12 protein-coding genes and 1 tRNA gene are annotated in these 16155 nt (G+C 66.8%); 9 read left to right on the top strand and 4 right to left on the bottom strand.

Annotated features, from left to right (window positions below; translation table 11 throughout):
- Positions 1-60 precede the first annotated feature (60 nt).
- Positions 61-171 (top strand): IPTL-CTERM sorting domain-containing protein, encoded by a 111-nt coding sequence (locus ADJ79_RS15705; RefSeq protein ID WP_156304095.1) that lies wholly within the window; start codon positions 61-63, stop codon positions 169-171.
- 213 nt (positions 172-384) lie between these two features.
- Here the strand turns inward: ADJ79_RS15705 and ADJ79_RS08065 are convergent.
- From ADJ79_RS08065 to ADJ79_RS08055, 3 genes are all read right to left on the bottom strand, one after another.
- Positions 385-460, bottom strand: a tRNA-Arg gene (locus ADJ79_RS08065).
- Between the two features lie 22 nt (positions 461-482).
- A complete protein-coding gene (locus tag ADJ79_RS08060; RefSeq protein WP_050715525.1) occupies positions 483-1067 on the bottom strand; it encodes an acyloxyacyl hydrolase in 585 nt (194 codons plus the stop codon).
- On the bottom strand, positions 1006-1716 hold the full coding sequence (locus tag ADJ79_RS08055) for a TetR family transcriptional regulator (RefSeq protein WP_082203197.1): 711 nt from the start codon (positions 1714-1716) through the stop codon (positions 1006-1008). The genes ADJ79_RS08060 and ADJ79_RS08055 overlap by 62 nt, the downstream gene beginning before the upstream one ends.
- Positions 1717-1907: 191 nt before the next feature.
- On the opposite strand from ADJ79_RS08055, the gene ADJ79_RS08050 reads away from it, so the two are divergent.
- The 8 genes from ADJ79_RS08050 to ADJ79_RS08015 all read left to right on the top strand — a co-directional run bounded on the left by ADJ79_RS08050 (position 1908) and on the right by ADJ79_RS08015 (position 14864).
- Positions 1908-3197 carry an efflux RND transporter periplasmic adaptor subunit gene (locus ADJ79_RS08050; RefSeq protein WP_305809689.1) on the top strand — a complete coding sequence of 430 codons (1290 nt, stop codon included), beginning with the start codon at positions 1908-1910 and terminating at the stop codon, positions 3195-3197.
- Between the two features lie 27 nt (positions 3198-3224).
- Positions 3225-6407 (top strand): efflux RND transporter permease subunit, encoded by a 3183-nt coding sequence (locus ADJ79_RS08045; RefSeq protein WP_050715524.1) that lies wholly within the window; start codon positions 3225-3227, stop codon positions 6405-6407.
- Between the two features lie 25 nt (positions 6408-6432).
- Positions 6433-7917, top strand: coding sequence for an efflux transporter outer membrane subunit (locus ADJ79_RS08040; RefSeq protein ID WP_305809688.1), 1485 nt, complete (start codon positions 6433-6435; stop codon positions 7915-7917).
- A 116-nt stretch (positions 7918-8033) separates the two neighbouring features.
- Positions 8034-8564 (top strand): c-type cytochrome, encoded by a 531-nt coding sequence (locus tag ADJ79_RS08035; protein WP_050715522.1) that lies wholly within the window; start codon positions 8034-8036, stop codon positions 8562-8564.
- 638 nt (positions 8565-9202) lie between these two features.
- Positions 9203-10351 carry an HlyD family efflux transporter periplasmic adaptor subunit gene (locus ADJ79_RS08030; RefSeq protein WP_082203381.1) on the top strand — a complete coding sequence of 383 codons (1149 nt, stop codon included), beginning with the start codon at positions 9203-9205 and terminating at the stop codon, positions 10349-10351.
- 259 nt (positions 10352-10610) lie between these two features.
- Positions 10611-12467: an ATP-binding cassette domain-containing protein gene (locus tag ADJ79_RS08025; protein WP_050715521.1), complete on the top strand. Its 1857-nt coding sequence runs from the start codon at positions 10611-10613 to the stop codon at positions 12465-12467.
- 103 nt (positions 12468-12570) lie between these two features.
- Entirely contained in the window at positions 12571-13728 is a 1158-nt protein-coding gene (locus ADJ79_RS08020) for an ABC transporter permease (RefSeq protein ID WP_050715520.1), read from the top strand.
- A 5-nt stretch (positions 13729-13733) separates the two neighbouring features.
- Complete coding sequence (locus ADJ79_RS08015) at positions 13734-14864, top strand: ABC transporter permease (protein ID WP_050715519.1); 1131 nt, start codon at positions 13734-13736, stop codon at positions 14862-14864.
- A gap of 79 nt (positions 14865-14943) precedes the next feature.
- Here the strand turns inward: ADJ79_RS08015 and ADJ79_RS08010 are convergent, their stop codons facing one another.
- Positions 14944-16089 (bottom strand): hypothetical protein, encoded by a 1146-nt coding sequence (locus ADJ79_RS08010; RefSeq protein WP_050715518.1) that lies wholly within the window; start codon positions 16087-16089, stop codon positions 14944-14946.
- Positions 16090-16155 lie beyond the last annotated feature (66 nt).

Genomic DNA, 16155 nt, shown 5'->3' with positions numbered 1-16155 from the left:
AGGGCCAGAAGCGCGCGATGAATGAACTGCCAGCGCCAATGCAAAGCGCCGTGGCGATGAATGCTGATGGCAGCTTCAGCGCTCAGCGTGCCCGCGCTGGATGGGCGGACGCTCTTGGGCTTGAGCGGCTTGCTGGGCGGCTTGGCGGCCAGCCGTCAGCGCAGGGAATGAGAAGCTCAAGCAAGGCTTTTTCGCTCCTTGATTGATAGCGATACGTCCTAGGAAATACAGCGCGAACGCCGATTTCAATAACCTGTATTCGCTCCTCTTTTTAATATGAAAAGAGCTTGCAAAGCTCCAGCGGCAAGCGCATAAAAAAGCCGGCGCAGCTTTCGGAAGCTGTGCCGGCTTTTTGAATAAAGAGATGCGAAAACGGAAACTGCTTGGCGCGGCTGGCGGGGATCGAACCCACGACCCTCGGCTTCGGAGGCCGATACTCTATCCACTGAGCTACAGCCGCAAGGGGGCGGATTATCCCCGATTCAGAAGCTGGCCTGGTAGCGCAGTTGCAGGAAGTTTTCGCCTGGATTGGGGCGTTTGATGCCAGCGTTGGAGACGTGCTGGATGCGCAGCACGAATGCGTGGCGGCGCTCTGCGTCCAGCCACAGGCCCGCGCCCGCGTGCGAGGCGAAGTTGTAGCGGGTGCTCATTTCGCGGCGGCGGTTGGCGTAGTGCCGGTCGGTGAGCGAAAAGCCGATGCCCAGGTCGAAAAACCAGCGCGAGGCGGCTGTTGGGCTGGTGCGCAAAGTGGGCGTGATGCCCAGGGTGGTGGCATGGGCGTAGCCTGCGGGGCCGCCGTCTTGGCGGCGCGCGGCCCAGTGGGCCAGCCAGGCGTCCCAGTAGCCCTGCCAGTGCCAGCCGCCCCATTGGCGCTGAAAGCCCTGCCAAGGCAGCAGCACGCCGATGGTCTGGCTGTGCGCGGCGTGCGGCGAAGCGCCAAGCTGCGCGTAAACGGCATAGGGCTGGCTGGCCGGGAGCGCGTCGGTTTGGGACGGCTGCGCAGGTTCAGCCGTGGCGGACCAGGAGGCCAGCAGGCTGCAAATGGTGAGCGTGATTTGGCGTTTCATGAGCTTGCGGGTTTTGCGCATGGGAAAGGCGCAAGGCAGGGCAGTTTTGCAAGCCGCCCAGCGCTGCGTCAACCATAACGGGCGCGACTTGCGAGAGTTGGAGCGTATGGGGACGAAACAGCCACAGCTGCGTCAGGCCCAGCAGGGTGGATTTGAGATGGATGGAGGCCAGCGCCACGTCCAGATCGGCCGGCTGGCGCTTTTGCGCCACGCACATTTGCAGCGCCGTGTGGATGTTTTGCTGCCACATGTCGAAGTAGCGGGTCATCACGGCGACGATGGCGGCGTTTTCTTCGGTGTGCTCGCACTTGAGGTGCAGCACGCTGCTGAATTTGCGGTAGGCCTCGTCGCGCTCCAGGCGCTCGAAGCTGTTGAGAAACGCCTGCCGCAAACTTTGCAGCATGTCGGCGGCATTGCGGATGTCGGCCTCCAGCTGGTTGCTGACCACATCGAAGATGCGGGCGAACAGTGCATCAAACAAATCTTCCTTGTTCTTGAAGTGCCAGTAGAGCGCGCCGCGCGTGACGCCGGCGGCCTGCGCGATTTCGTGCAGCGAGGCGCGCGCGACGCCGCGCTGGTGGAAAACGTCCAGCGCGGCTTGCATGAGGCGTTCGCGCGTTTCTTGCGCCTGGGCTTTGGTTCTACGCATGGCTGACTGCAATACAAATCAGCGGGATTCTATACATGCGTGCATGGATGTATGTATCTGACGTAAATTGCAGGGTTTCCCCTTGAATTCCGGCGCAAACATTCATTCATGTATGTATGATGCGCGGCTTCAGTATCTTTCTTCCGGCCGCGTCATGTGCATGGCGCGGCCCGTTTTTTCTCTTTCACGACATGCAGAAAGCAGGCAAGCAGATGAGCATCCGTCTTTCAAAACAACTGGGGCTGGCCGCGCTGGCGGTGGCCGCTGCCTTCACGCTGGCCGCGTGCAGCGAGAGCATCGCTGCGGAAGAAGGCGGGCAGCCCAAAAACGAACAAGCTGGCGGCCAGCCGAAAGAGCGTCCGGCCCCCGTCGTGGGCGTGGTGACGGTGCACGCCCGGCAGGTGGCCACGGCGGTGGATTTGCCGGGCCGCCTGGCCGCTCGGCGCGTGGCCGATGTGCGTCCGCAAGTGGGCGGCATCATCAAAAAGCGCCTGTTTGAAGAAGGCAGCCAGGTCAAGGCCGGGCAGGCGCTTTACCAGATTGACGATGCGGTGTATCTGGCCAATCTGGAAAGCGCCCGCGCGCAGCTGGCCACGGCGCAAGCCGCGCTGGCCAAGGCCAATGCGGATTTGACGCGCTACAAGCCGCTGGTGGCCGCCAGCGTGATCAGCCAGCAGGAATACGACGCGGCCGTGGCCTCCAGGCAGTCCGCGCAGGCCAGCGTGAAGGCGGCCAATGCGGCCATCCGCTCGGCGCAAATCAATGTGAATTACTCGCGCATCACGGCGCCCATTTCGGGCTATATCGGCCAGTCTTACGTGTCAGAGGGCGCGCTGGTGACGGCGGGAGACGCCAACAAGCTGGCAACGATTCAGCAAACGCACCCCATGTATGTGAACGTCACGCAATCGGCCGCCGAGGTGATGAAGCTCAAGCAGGAAATTGCCGATGGCAAACGCAAGTTGGTCAATGGCGCGGTGGAGGTGAGCATCAAATTTGAAAACGGTCAGGAATACGCCCACAAAGGCCGCCTGCTGTTTGCCGACCCGACGGTGGACGAGGCCACGGGCCAGCTGACTTTGCGCGCCGAAGTGCCCAACCCCGACAACGTGCTGCTGCCCGGCCTTTACGTGCGCGTGGGGCTGTCGCAGGGCGATATCGGCAATGCCTTTGTCGTGCCCCAGCAGGCCGTCACGCGCGGCAAGCAAGACACGCTGATGATCGTCAATTCCGAAGGCGGCATGGAGCCGCGCGTGATCACCATCGCGGGCCAGCAAGGCGGCGACTGGATCGTGACGGACGGCCTCAAGGATGGCGACAAAGTCATTGTGGAAGGCATCATGCTGGCGGGCATGAGCGGCTCGCCCAAAGTGCAAACGCGCGAGTGGACGCCTGGCGGCGGCGCGGCGCAGCCAGGCGCGGCAGCGGGCGCAGCGCCCGCGCAGCAAGAACAACAACAGCCGCAACAACAGGGCCGCTAAGCCGGCGCGCCAGGCAAAGGAGCATTCATGGCCCGTTTCTTCATTGATCGCCCCATCTTCGCGTGGGTGATCTCCATTTTCATCATCATCGCTGGCGTCATCGGCATCCGCAATCTGCCGGTTTCGCAATACCCGTCGGTGGCCGCGCCCACCATCCGGCTATCAGCCACTTATCCGGGCGCTTCCGCGCAAGTGCTGGAAGACAGCGTGCTGGCCGTCATCGAGCGCAACATGAACGGCATCGAGGGGCTGGACTACATGAGCACCAGCGCTTCGGCCAATGGCGTGGGCGAAGTCAGCCTGACCTTCACGCCCGAAACCGACGAAGACCTAGCACAGGTGAACGTGCAGAACAAGCTCTCGGAAGTCACGGCGCTGCTGCCTGCCACGGTGCAGCAAAACGGCATCACGGTGTCCAAGTCGCGCTCCAACTTCCTGATGGTGCTCATGTTCGACTCCAAGGTGATGGAAACCGAGGACATCGCCGACTACGTGGAGCGCAACGTCCGCCCCGAAATCCAGCGCGTGAGCGGCGTGGGCGAGGCGCGGCTGTTCGGCGCGCAGCGCGCCATGCGCGTGTGGGTCGATCCGAAAAAGCTGAAGAACTACAACCTCTCTTTCCTGGACGTGTCTTCGGCCATTTCGGCGCAGAACGCGCAGATTTCCGCCGGCTCCATCGGATCCCTGCCTGCCGAGGCCGGGCAAACCATCACGGCCACCGTCACGGCGCAAGGACAGCTGAGCACGCCGCAAGAGTTCGGCAACATCATCTTGCGCTCCACTACCGGCGGCGCGAACGTTTATCTGAAAGACGTGGCCCGCGTGGAGCTGGGCAGCCAGAGCTATGACACATCCACGCGCCTGAACGGCAAGCAGGCCGTGGGCATGGCCGTCATGCTCTCCAACAGCGGTAACGCCATCGCCACGGCCACGGCTGTCAAAGCCAAGATGGAGCAGCTGCAGAAATTTTTCCCGCAAGACCTGTCCTGGTCAGCGCCTTACGACACCTCCACATTCGTCGGCCTGTCCATTGAAGCGGTGGTGCACACGCTGCTTGAAGCCGTCGTGCTGGTGTTTCTGGTGATGTTTCTGTTTTTGCAAAACATCCGCTACACGCTCATTCCCACCATCGTGGTGCCTATTTCGCTGCTGGGCGCATTTGCGGGCATCTGGTATCTGGGCATGTCCATCAATGTGCTGACCATGTTCGCCATGGTGCTGGTCATCGGCATCGTGGTGGACGACGCCATCGTGGTGGTGGAAAACGTCGAGCGCATCATGAGCGAAGAAGGCCTGCCGCCGCTGCAAGCCACCAAGAAAGCCATGAGCCAGATTTCCGGCGCGGTGATCGGCATCACGGCGGTGCTCATTTCCGTGTTCGTGCCGCTGGCCATGTTCAGCGGGGCCACGGGCAACATCTACCGGCAGTTCGCGCTGACCATGGCGCTGGCCATCGCCTTCTCGGCCTTTTTGGCCTTGTCGCTCACGCCCGCGCTGTGCGGCACGCTGCTTAAGCCCGTGCCCAAAGGCCATCACATGGAAAAAAGCGGCTTTTTCGGCTGGTTCAACCGGGGCTTCAGCGCCACCACGCATGGCTATGAAGGCATCGTGGCCCGCTTGCTGCGCCGCTCTTTGAGCCTGATGGTGGTTTATCTGGCGCTGGCCGCTGGCGCGGTGTGGGTGTACATGCGCCTGCCCACGTCCTTTCTGCCCAATGAAGACCAGGGCACGCTGATGGTGAGCATGCAGCTGCCCGCTGGCGCAACCAAGGCCCGCACCGACGCCACGCTGGCCACGGTCACGCAGATTGCCACGTCCATGCCCGAAGTGGACAGCATGATTGGCGTTTCCGGCTTCAGCTTCACCGGCTCCGGCCAGAACATGGCCATGGGCTTTGTCATGCTCAAAGACTGGAGCCAGCGCAAGGCGCCGGGCAGCGACGCCGCCTCGGTGGCCGGCAAGATCACCGGCGCCATGATGGGCATGGTGAAAGACGGCTTTGCCTTTGCCGTCAGTCCGCCTGCCATCATGGAGTTGGGCACCAGCTCGGGCTTCAAGTTCTTCCTGCAAGACCGCAACAACAACGGCCATGCCGCCTTGCTGGCTGCGCGCAACAAGCTGCTGGGCCAAATGCGCTCCAGCAAAATGTTCAACGCGCAAAACACCCGCACCGGCGGCCTGGAAGACGCGCCCCAGCTCAAGATTGACATCAACCGCGCCGCTGCCGCTGCGCAAGGCATTGACTTTTCCAGCATCCGCTCCGTGCTGGCGATGGCGCTGGGTTCGTCCTACATCAATGACTTTCCCAACAATGGCCGCCTGCAACGCGTGATCGTGCAAGCCGATGCCTCTTCGCGCATGCAACCCGAAGATGTTCTGGCGCTGACGGTGCCCAACTCCTCGGGCCAGGCCGTGCCGCTGTCTACCGTGGCCTCGGCTTCATGGGAAGAAGGCGTGCAGCAAAGCCAGCGCTTCAATGGCTACCCGGCCATGCAAATCGAAGGCGCGGCCGCCAGCGGCTACTCCTCGGGCGAGGCCATGGCCGAAGTGCAGCGCATGGTCGATGAAATGGGCAGCGGCTACAGCCTGGAATGGGCGGAGCAGTCGCGCGAAGAAGTCAAGGGCAGCGCGCAAACCGTCATCCTCTACGCCTTCGCCATCCTGGCCGTGTTTCTGGCGCTGGCGGCGCTGTATGAAAGCTGGTCGATTCCGCTGGCCGTCATTCTGGTGGTGCCGCTGGGCTTTCTGGGCGTGGTGCTGGGCACAACGGGCCGCAACTGGTTCAACGCCGTGCCCACTTACCTCAATGACATCTACTTTCAGGTCGGCCTGATCACCGTGATCGGCCTGTCCGCGAAGAACGCCATCCTGATCATCGAATTTGCCAAAGACGTGCAAGAGCAAGGCAAAACCGCGCTGCAAGCCGCGCTGCAAGCCGCGCACCTGCGTTTCCGCCCCATTCTGATGACCTCGTTCGCCTTCATTCTGGGCGTGGTGCCACTGTATCTGGCCTCGGGCGCCAGCTCGGCCAGCCAGCGCGCCATCGGCACCTCGGTGCTGTGGGGCATGCTGATTGGCACGCTGCTGTCGGTGTTCTTCGTACCCATGTTCTACGTGCTGGTGCGCAAATTCTTTAAGGGCGGCAAAAAGGCGGCCGCGCCTGAAGCCGCGCTGGCTGCGCCCGCAGAATCCGGGCCGCAACACGGATGACCCCGCATCAAGAGGATCCAACAACATGAACGACACCTCCACTTCCTTCATGCGCCGCCTGGCCGTGCCGCTGGCCGCCGCCCTCATGCTTGCGGGCTGCTCGCTCACGCCCCGATACGAGCGCCCCGCCGCGCCCGTGCCCGCACACTGGCCCGGCGCGCAGCCCGCCGAAGGCGGCCCAGCCGAAGACCAGGCCCAAACCCTGGCCGCGCCCGACCTGCCCTGGGAACAGTTCGTGCAAGACGAACGCCTGCGCGAAATCATCCGCCAGGCGCTGCAAAACAACCGCGATCTGCGCGTGGCCCGCCACAGCGTCGAGCAAATGCGCGCCAGCTACCAAATCGCCCGCGCCAACCAGTTCCCCACGCTGGGCGCCAGCGGCAGCTACACGCGCTCTGCGCCCGCCACCGTGCCGGGCGGCGCCAGCGTCAACTCCAACGCCAGCCTGAGCGTGGGCATCACCGCGTGGGAAATCGACTTCTTCGGCCGCATCGCCGCCCTCAAGCAAGCCGCGCTGGCCCAGTATCTGGCCACCGAAGAAGCGCAGAAAAACACGCAAATCAGCCTCATCGCCGCCATCAGCAGCGCGTGGCTGTCGCTGCAAACGCACACCGAACTGCTGGCCCTGGCCGAACGCACGCTCGCCACACGCGAAGAGTCGCTCAAGCTCACCCGGCTGCGCCTTGACAACGGCGTGGCCACCGCGCTGGACATGCGCCAGGCCGAATCGCAGGCCGCCGCCGCCCGCGCCAGCCGCGCCGAGCAAAAGCGCCTGCGCGCCGAAGGCCTGAGCAACCTGGCCCTGCTGGCAGGCCAGCCCATCGCAGAGCAACTGCTGCCCAAGGCCGATGAAACGCAGCTCTCGGGCTTTGCCGACGTGCCCGCCGGCCTGTCTTCCGACGTGCTGCTGCGCCGCCCCGACATCCGCCAGGCCGAGCAGCAACTCATCGCCGCCAACGCCAACATCGGCGCAGCCCGCGCGGCCTACTTCCCCACCATCAGCCTCACGGCCGGACTGGGGCGCGCCAGCAGCGACCTGGACGGCCTGTTTGGCAGCGGCGGCCAGCGCGCGTGGAACTTTGCGCCCGCCATCTCCCTGCCCATCTTCGACATGGGCCGCAACCGCGCAGGCGTGGAATCGGCGCAAGCCGCCCGCGACATCGCTGTGGCCCGGTACGAAAAAGCCATCCAGACCGCCTTCAAGGAAGTGGCCGATGCCCTCACCGCCCGCCAGGCGCTGGCCGAGCAGCTTCAGGCCCAGCAACAGCAAACCGACGCCGAACGCGAGCGCTACCGCCTCGTCGATTTGAGCTACCGCAACGGCGTGGCCAACAGCCTGGACCTGCTCGATGCCCAGCGCTCGCTCTTTGGCGTCGAACAAGCGCTGGCCCAAACCCGGCTGGCGCAGCGCGCCAACGAAATCACGCTCTACAAAGCCCTGGGCGGCGGCTGGAACCAGACGCAGCCTGAATCTGACCAAAAACAAGAAAAAGAAACGTCAAAAGAGTGAGAAAACGGGGTTTTTTCACCCGAAACCTATAATTTGCGCCCTTCAGCAGGGCCTGAAGCCCAACACGGCTTCAGGCCCTGTTTTCCATCCTGACCCCGCCCCAAAAAGAGGCCGCCATGAGCGAAAACACGCAACCCACGTCCAGCGACCAGCCCGAATCTTTCAAATGGCTGCTATGGCCCGTCATTGCCGCCGTCGTGGCGCTGACGCTCTTTAGCCTGACCCAGCCCGCTCCCGGCAGCTATGGCAGTCTCACGCGCAGCGGCGAAGGGGCCGGGAGCGTCGATGCGCGCATCGCCAAAGTCGGCGCGCTCAACCTGGCAGGCCAGGCCGCTACGCAAACCGCCTCCGCCGAAGCCGCTGCCGCGCCCGCTGAAGCAGCTGCGCCCGCGCCCGCCGCAGCCGCCACGGGCGAAGTGCCTGCCCTGTACAAGAAAAGCTGCGCCATGTGCCACGGCACGGGCGCAGGCGGCGCGCCCAAGGTGGGCGACAAGGACGCCTGGGCGCCGCGCATCGCCACGGGCATGGACGAACTCATGAAAGTGGCCATCAACGGCCGGGGCGGCATGCCCGCGCGCGGCGGCACCAAGGCCAGCGACGACGAGCTGAAAACCGTCGTCGAATACATGGTGGCGCATTCCCAATAATCCGCTCCCCCGAACGCCCGGCTGCTTTCCAAAACCCTGTTCAGCGCCTTCCCGCAAAGGGCGAAAGCAATGAATCAGGATGGGCTGCCTTGGGGGCAGGCCTGAATGCACGGCGATATTGGGATCGCCGGGAATGGATGGCCTCATGCCCTCAAACCGGCCCATCCGCCTTCCGCCCGCAATGGCTCTGCGTCCCTGACTGAAAACCGGCCCAAAGTCCGCCCGCAGTGCGAAAAGCGCGGCCACGGGCGCCCTCTTCCTGCTTGCCTCCGGCTGGCGCTTGCAGGCGGCCAAAGCCGCTTGCAAGGATGAACAGCGGCAAGCTGGCTTTTCAGCTTTTCAATGCCCGTGGCGCGTGCAAGAACGTGCAAGAGGCCGCTGCGAAGACGGCATAGCCAGCGGCCTTTCTGACCGTGCCGCTTGCAGCAGGTCCGGCCGCGCCGCTTCATTCATCCGCCGCAACGCTCCGCTCCGGGCGGCGTGAGCGATCCAGAACCCGCTGTCTGTTTTCCGGCCGCGCGTTGGCACGGGCGCTTTCGGCGGGCAAGGCTTCGCGCCATTTCTGCGCAACCCCTTCCGGCAAGCAAGGCGCGCCTCTGCGGGTTAAAAATTAAATTTAATTTAATATGATGCCCGCCATGCTGATCTCCACCCTTTCCCTGCTTTCCGGCGGCACGGCGCATGCCTTGCCGCGCCGCGCTTCGCGCTCCGGGCGGCTTCTTGCGCGCGGCCTGGCGCATGCCATTCGGGTTTTCCGCCTGTGCCGGGCCGTGCGCTGCGCTTTGGGGCTGGCCGTTTGCGGGGCGGCGCTGGCGCTTTCCGCCTGCTCGAAGGGCGGGGCGGGCGATGGCGCGCTCACGCTGTACGGCAATGTGGACATCCGGCAAATCGCGCTGGCGTTTGAAGGCTCCGGCCGCGTGCTGGAAATGGCCGTGGACGAAGGCGCGCGCGTGCAGGCCGGGCAGACGCTGGCCGTGCTGGACACGCAGACGCTGGCTTTGCAGGCCGCACAGGCGCGCGCGCAAATCGAGGCGCAGCGCCAGAGCTTGCGCAAGCTGGAAAGCGGCACGCGCCCGCAGGAGGTGGCGCAGGCGCAAAGCCGCGTGGCCGCCGCCCGCGCCGATGCCGCCAGGGCGCGGCAAGACCTGGCCCGGCTGCGCCAGCTGGCTGGCGGCGGCGCGGCCAGCCGCCAGGCGCTGGAGCACGCGCAGACCGCCGCGCAGGTGGCCGAGGCCAAAGTCCGCGAAACGCAAGAGGCGCTGCGGCTGGCGCAGATTGGCCCGCGCGAGGAAGACATTGCCGCCGCCCGCGCGCAACTGAAAGCCGCCGAGGCCGCGCTGGCCCTGCTGGAGCATCAGATTGAGCAGGGCGCACTGCGCGCGCCCGTCAGCGCCGTGGTGCGCGCGCGCCTGTTGGAGCCGGGCGACATGGCCAGCCCCCAGCGGCCCGCCTACACGCTGGCGCTCACCCAGCCCAAATGGGTGCGCGTGTATGTGGCCGAGCCGGATCTGGGCCGCGTGGCTCCCGGCATGCCCGCCGCCGTCACGACCGACAGCCAGCCGGATTCGCCCCTGCGCGGCACGGTGGGCTACATCGCCTCCGTGGCCGAATTCACGCCCCGGCAGGTGCAAACGGCCGAGCTGCGCACCAGCCTCGTCTATGAAGTGCGCGTGCAGGTGGATGACCCGGCCGACGCCTTGCGGCTGGGCCAGCCCGCCACCGTGCGGCTGCAAGGCGCGCCTGCCGCCGGCCAGCCTGCCCGTGCGCCCGCTGGCGGGCAGCCGTGAGCGGATTCATCTTCGCCCGCCTCCATGCCCTCCGCTGGCCAGCCGGTCCGGCTGAAGGCCGGGGGCGCACTGCCAGATGGCATCAGAAACAGGAGCAAATTCAACGGGGTTGAAATGCCTTCTTGCGCAGTTTCCACTAGGACATCATGCTATTGATACAGGAGCGAAATGATGCCGCCTGGCCCATCTGCCGCCTGCGCTGCGCGCCCCCCAATCCGCCCGTTTCGCGGCGGGCGGGCCGTGCCCGGGCTGTAACGCCATGAGCTTCATCGTCCAGGCCCAAGGCATCAGCAAGACCTTCGCCGCGCCCGCAGGCGGGCGGCTGCACGCGCTGCGCGAGGTGTCGCTGCAAGCGCGCGCGGGGCAGCTCACGGCGCTGGTCGGGCCGGATGGCGCGGGCAAAACCACCCTCATGCGCCTGCTGGCCGCCCTGCTGGCGCCTGACGCGGGGCGCCTTGCCGTGCTGGGCCATGAGCTGGGCCAGGGCGGCGCGCGCCAGCCGCAGGCCGTGCAAAGCCGCATCAGCTACATGCCGCAGCGCTTTGGCCTGTATGAAGACTTGAGCGTGCAGGAAAACCTTGACCTGTATGCCGATCTGCACGGCGTGCCGCCCGCCGTGCGCGGCGCGCGCTACGCCCGGCTGCTGGAGATGACCGGCCTGGCGCGCTTTACCGGGCGTCCGGCGGGCAAGCTCTCCGGCGGCATGAAGCAAAAGCTGGGCCTGGCCTGCACGCTGGTGCGCTCGCCCGATTTGCTGCTGCTGGACGAACCCAGCGTGGGCGTCGATCCCCTCTCGCGGCGCGACCTCTGGGCCATCGTGCAGCAGCTGGTGGAGGCCGAGGGCCTGAGCGTCATCGTCAGCACCGCCTACATGGACGAAGCCGCGCGCTGCGCCCAGGTGTTCGTGCTGCACCAGGGCCGCGTGCTTGCGCAGGGCGCGCCGCAAAGCCTGCGGGAAAAGGCGGCGGGGCTGACCTGCACGGCCTGGCCGCCCGCCGGACAGCCCCCGCGCCAGTTGCAGGCGCGCCTGATTGACGCGCGCCGCCTGATCGCCGACGCCGTGCCCGCTGGCGGCGCGGTGCGCTACATCCGCCAGCCCCATGCCAGCGCCGCCGATGTGGCTGCGCTGCTGCAAGGCGCGGCCACGCAGCCGCGCCCGGCCGAGCTGGAAGACGCCTTCATGCTCCTGCTGCGCCAGCATGAAGACGGCGCGCAGGCTGGCGAGGGCGCGGCAGCGGAAGCGGCGGCGGAGCCGGAAGTGGCGCAAGCCGCCGCAGAAGCCGCCGCAAACGTAGCCGCCAAAGAGCGCCCCGCCATCGCCGTGCGCGATCTGGTGCGCCGCTTTGGCGGCTTCACGGCGGTGGCCAGCACTTCGTTTGAGGTGGCGCGCGGCGAAATCTTCGGCCTGCTCGGCCCCAACGGCGCGGGCAAGACCACCACTTTCCGCATGCTCTGCGGCCTGCTGCCGGCCACCAGCGGCCAGCTTGAGGTGGCGGGGCTGAACCTGCGCACGGCCCGCGCCCAGGCGCGGGGGCGCATCGGCTACGTCTCGCAGAAATTCGCCCTCTACGGCAACCTGAGCGCGCGCGAGAACCTGGCATTTTTCGGCGGCGCCTATGGCTTGCGCGGGCGCGAGCTGAGCCGCCGCGTGAGCGAGAGCCTGGCCGAATTCGGCCTGGACGGCAGCGCCCCCAGCGGCCTGCTGCCCGGCGGCTACAAGCAGCGCCTGGCGATGGCCGCCGCCCTCATCCACCGCCCGCAAATTCTGTTTCTGGATGAGCCGACCAGCGGCATCGACCCGCTGGCGCGCCGCGCTTTCTGGCGCGCCATCACCGCGCTGGCGCAAGGCGGGGTGACCGTCATCGTCACCACCCATTTCATGGAAGAGGCCGAGTACTGCGACCGCATCGCCATTCAGGACGCGGGCCGCCTGCTCGCGCTGGGCACGCCGCAGCAGGTGCGCCAGCTGGCCGGCGGCGCGCCCGATATGGACAGCGCCTTCATCGCCATCGTCGAGCAGGCGCGCGCCAGCGCATCAGAAACAGAAGCAAATTCAGGCAAGGAAAAAAGCCGCTGGCGCTTATTCCACCAGGACCCATTGCTATCAAGAAAGTAGCGAAAAAAATGCCTTCCCCAGACTCGATCCTGAAAGCGGGCCTCATGACCGCATCGCCTGCCTGTTGCATTCGCGCCGCGCGGGCGGCAGGCGGGCCGCTGCAATGAGCGCCCCGCTGCCTGCGGGCGGCTTTTTGCGCCGCCTGGCCGCACTCACGCGCAAGGAGACGCGGCAGATGCTGCGCGACAAGAGCAATCTGCTCATGGGCCTGCTGCTGCCGCTGGCGCTGATATGGCTGTTTGGCTACGGCCTGTCGTTTGACGTGAACCGCGTGCCGGTGGCCGTGGTGCTGCAAGACCCGGCCCCGGCGGCGCGGCAGGCGCTGGCCGGGCTGCAAGGCTCGCGCTACTTTGACGCGCGCTGGATGACGGACATGCACGCCGCCCGGCAAGCCATGCGCCAGGGCGAGGTAGACGCCATCGTGCAGGCGCCGGGCGACTTCGCGGCGCGGCTGGCGGCGGGCGATGCGGCGGTGCAGCTCATCCTGAACGGCCTGGACGCCACCACGGCCAGCGCGGTGGAAGGCTACGTGGAGGCGGCGCTGGCGCTGCCCGCCGCGAAAGAGGCCGGCCGCGCCGCCGCCCGCACGGGCGCGCAGGCCGCGCGGGTGGAAGTGATGCAGCGCCTGTGGTTCAACGAAGCGGGCATCAGCGTCTGGTATCTGGTGCCGGGGCTGGTGGTGCTCATCCTCACGCTGATCGGGGCGTTTCTGACTTCGCTGCTGATCGCGCGCGAATGGGAGCGCGGCACGCTGGAGGCGCTGTTCGTCACGCCCGCGCGGCCGCTGGAAATCGTGCTGTCCAAGCTTGCGCCCTGGCTGCTGGTGGGGCTGGCGGATGTGGTCATGTGCCTGCTGGCGGCGCGCCTGACCTTTCACGTGCCCATGCGCGGGCCGCTGGCGCTGGTTTTGGCGGCGGCGCTTCTCTATCTGACCGTGTCGCTGCTGCTGGGGCTGTTCATCTCGGGCGTCACGCGCAACCAGTTCCAGGCCAGCCAGGTGGCGCTGCTGGCGAGCTTTCTGCCCGCCACGGTGCTCTCGGGCTTCATGTTTGACCTGCGCAACATGCCTGCCGCCGTGCAGTTCATCGGGCAGCTGATGCCCGCCTCGCACTTCATGGGCGTGATGAAAACGCTGTTTCTGGCGGGCGCGGACAGCGCGGCCACGCAGGCGGCCATCGCGCGCGGCATGGCCACGCTCGCGGCCTACGCGCTGGCGCTGGCCTGGGCCACGCAGCGCACGCTGCGCAAAACACTGGACTGAAGCCCATGTTCCGCACCTTCATTTCCGCCTTGGCCGATGCCTGCTGGCGCACTGCCGCGCTGATGCGCAAGGAGCTGCTGGCGCTGCTGAAAGACCCGGCCAACCGCATCATCTTGCTCGTGCCCGCGCTGCTTCAGGCGCTGCTGTTCGGCTACGCGCTGAGCTTTGAGCTGAAGCACGCGCCCTACGCCGTGCTGGAGCCGAGCCGCAGCGCCGCCTCCGCCGCCTTGCTGGCGCGGCTGGACAGCACGGGCGTTTTCAAGCGCGTGGCCACGCTTTCTTCGGCCAGCCAGATCGCCCCGGCCATAGACAGCGGGCGGGCGCTGGCCGTCATCACCTTCCCGCCCGATTTCGCGCAGCGCCTGGCGCAAGGGCAGGCCGCGCCCGTGCAAGTGGTGCTGGACGCGCGCAACTCCTCCACCGCCGCAGCGGCGGGCAGCCAGATCGCCGCCATCGCCGCGCGCTACAACGAGCAGGAGCTGGGGCTTGCGCCCGGCATCCGCGTGCAGCGGCGGGCGTGGTTCAACCCCAACCTGGACTCCGGCTGGCACCTGCTGCCGGGGCTGATCGCCTCGCTCAGCATGATCCAGACCATGCTGCTGGCCGCCTTGAGCGTGGCGCGCGAGCGCGAGCAGGGCACGTTTGACCAGCTGCTCGTCACGCCGCTGACGCCGCTGCAAATTCTCATCGGCAAGGCGCTGCCGGCCATGCTGGTGGGGCTGCTGCAATCGAGCCTCGTGCTGCTCATCATCCGCTTCTGGTTCCAGGTGCCGATGGCCGGCTCCCTCTGGCTGCTCTACCTGGGCCTGCTGGCCTTCAACGCGGCCACCGTGGGCGTGGGGCTGTCGGTTTCGGCGCTGTCGCTGACCATGCAGCAGGCCATGCTCTACAACTTCATGCTCGTCATGCCCATGACCTTGCTGTCGGGCCTGATGACCCCCGTGCGCAACATGCCGCAGGCGCTGCAAACGGTCACGCATGCGAACCCGCTGCGCTTTGGCGTCAGCATCGTGCGCCGCGTCTATCTGGAAGGCGCCACGCTGGCCGACGTGGCCCCCGATTTCCTGCCCCTGCTCGCCATGACCGCCCTTTCCCTGCCCCTGGCCGCCTGGCTGTTCAGAAACCGGCTGGGGTGAAGGCGCGTGCAGCCAGCCTGTTTTTCGCTACCGTATTCATAGCATGATGTCCTAGAGGAATGTGCGCGAAGCGGCTTTTTCACCCCGCCAGATTTGCTTCTGTTTTTGATGCCCTGCGGCGCGGGCGCGTGAGCCAGCACAGCAGCAAGGCGGCCGCTCCGGCCAGGCTGGGCAGCCAGGCCGGCAGCGTGGCCAGCCAGCGGGCGGCCAGGCGCAGGGCCTGGCCCTTGTAGGCCACCTTGGCGGCGCGGGCGCTGTATTTGGCAAAGCGCGCGGCGCCCATTTCGTTCAGCGCGCGCAGGCCCTGGCGGCCATAGGTGGCGGCCCTTTGCACGGCAGCCGGCCCCATGCGCTCGGTCAGCGCCAGGCTTTCGGCAAGCGGCGCGCCGGTGATGTCTTGCAGCACGGCAGCGCGCGCGCCGTGGGCGCGGGCCAGGCGCGCAGCGCGCGAGAGCGAGGCGGCGTCGGTGGTGGCGGCCAGCAGGCGCGCGCCGCCGGGCGTGGCAGCCAGCGCGCTGACGTCGGCCAAGGTGCCCTTCAAACCGGCCAGCTCGTGCGCCATTTCGCTCAGGCGGCGCTGCTGGCGCAGGCGCGCGGCGGCGCGCATGAGCATCTCGCCCAGCCAGCCGGGCAGCGCGTTCGCGCGGCGCAGCCATTTGAGGGCCGACAAGCCGCTTTTGGCCGTGGCGGCGGCCGCGACGGCGGGCGCGGTGGCGCCGCCGGAGGGCGCGGCAGCGGCGGCTCCGCCCGCCTGCACCGCCGTGGCGGCCACACCCAGGCTGGCCAGGGCGATGAGCACGGGGTCGGTTTCTTCGCCTTGCGCGTAGAGCCAGCCCTGCCGGGCGAGGTCGCGCAGGTCGCCAATCACCAGAAAGTCGCTGATGACGCCGGCGGCCTGGCCCACGGCTTCGTCGCTTTGGCCGCTCCACACGCCTTCGGCGGCTTTGCCGGCCTGGTAGGCGAGGCTTTCGCGCCGGGCGGCGATTTCCCGCGCCAGATGCTGCGCCGCCGGATCGCCGCGCACGTAGCCGTAGGCCATGAAGTAGTCGAGATACTGCGCGGCTTCGGCGTAGCGCTCTTGCGCCACCAGCTCGCGCGTGCGCGGCAGCGGGTCGGTGCGGGTGAGGGCCAGCACGGCAAGCTGTTCATGCACCGGCCCTTGCGTGAGCCACAGGGGCGCGCCCAGCAGGGCCAGGCTGATCAGGACGGCAAGAAGGCGGAGCATGGCGCAAGAGGGCAAAGCGAAGAGGGCAAAGCGTCAGGTTCTTGCTATTTTGTCCATAGCATGCAG

Source organism: Ottowia sp. oral taxon 894 (assembly GCF_001262075.1).
GTDB lineage: Bacteria > Pseudomonadota > Gammaproteobacteria > Burkholderiales > Burkholderiaceae_C > Ottowia > Ottowia massiliensis.
Note: the sequence above shows the minus strand (reverse complement) of the source record. Positions and strands in the feature narration are given on the sequence as shown.

What these genes read in the sequence shown, in the direction of transcription:
- ADJ79_RS15705 (WP_156304095.1), top strand. Translation starts at nt 61, where the DNA reads ATGCTGATGGCAGCTTCAGCGCTCAGCGTGCCCGCGCTGGATGGGCGG.
- ADJ79_RS08060 (WP_050715525.1), bottom strand. Translation starts at nt 1,067, where the DNA reads ATGAAACGCCAAATCACGCTCACCATTTGCAGCCTGCTGGCCTCCTGG.
- ADJ79_RS08055 (WP_082203197.1), bottom strand. Translation starts at nt 1,716, where the DNA reads ATGCGTAGAACCAAAGCCCAGGCGCAAGAAACGCGCGAACGCCTCATG.
- ADJ79_RS08050 (WP_305809689.1), top strand. Translation starts at nt 1,908, where the DNA reads ATGCAGAAAGCAGGCAAGCAGATGAGCATCCGTCTTTCAAAACAACTG.
- ADJ79_RS08045 (WP_050715524.1), top strand. Translation starts at nt 3,225, where the DNA reads ATGGCCCGTTTCTTCATTGATCGCCCCATCTTCGCGTGGGTGATCTCC.
- ADJ79_RS08040 (WP_305809688.1), top strand. Translation starts at nt 6,433, where the DNA reads ATGAACGACACCTCCACTTCCTTCATGCGCCGCCTGGCCGTGCCGCTG.
- ADJ79_RS08035 (WP_050715522.1), top strand. Translation starts at nt 8,034, where the DNA reads ATGAGCGAAAACACGCAACCCACGTCCAGCGACCAGCCCGAATCTTTC.
- ADJ79_RS08030 (WP_082203381.1), top strand. Translation starts at nt 9,203, where the DNA reads ATGCTGATCTCCACCCTTTCCCTGCTTTCCGGCGGCACGGCGCATGCC.
- ADJ79_RS08025 (WP_050715521.1), top strand. Translation starts at nt 10,611, where the DNA reads ATGAGCTTCATCGTCCAGGCCCAAGGCATCAGCAAGACCTTCGCCGCG.
- ADJ79_RS08020 (WP_050715520.1), top strand. Translation starts at nt 12,571, where the DNA reads ATGAGCGCCCCGCTGCCTGCGGGCGGCTTTTTGCGCCGCCTGGCCGCA.
- ADJ79_RS08015 (WP_050715519.1), top strand. Translation starts at nt 13,734, where the DNA reads ATGTTCCGCACCTTCATTTCCGCCTTGGCCGATGCCTGCTGGCGCACT.
- ADJ79_RS08010 (WP_050715518.1), bottom strand. Translation starts at nt 16,089, where the DNA reads ATGCTCCGCCTTCTTGCCGTCCTGATCAGCCTGGCCCTGCTGGGCGCG.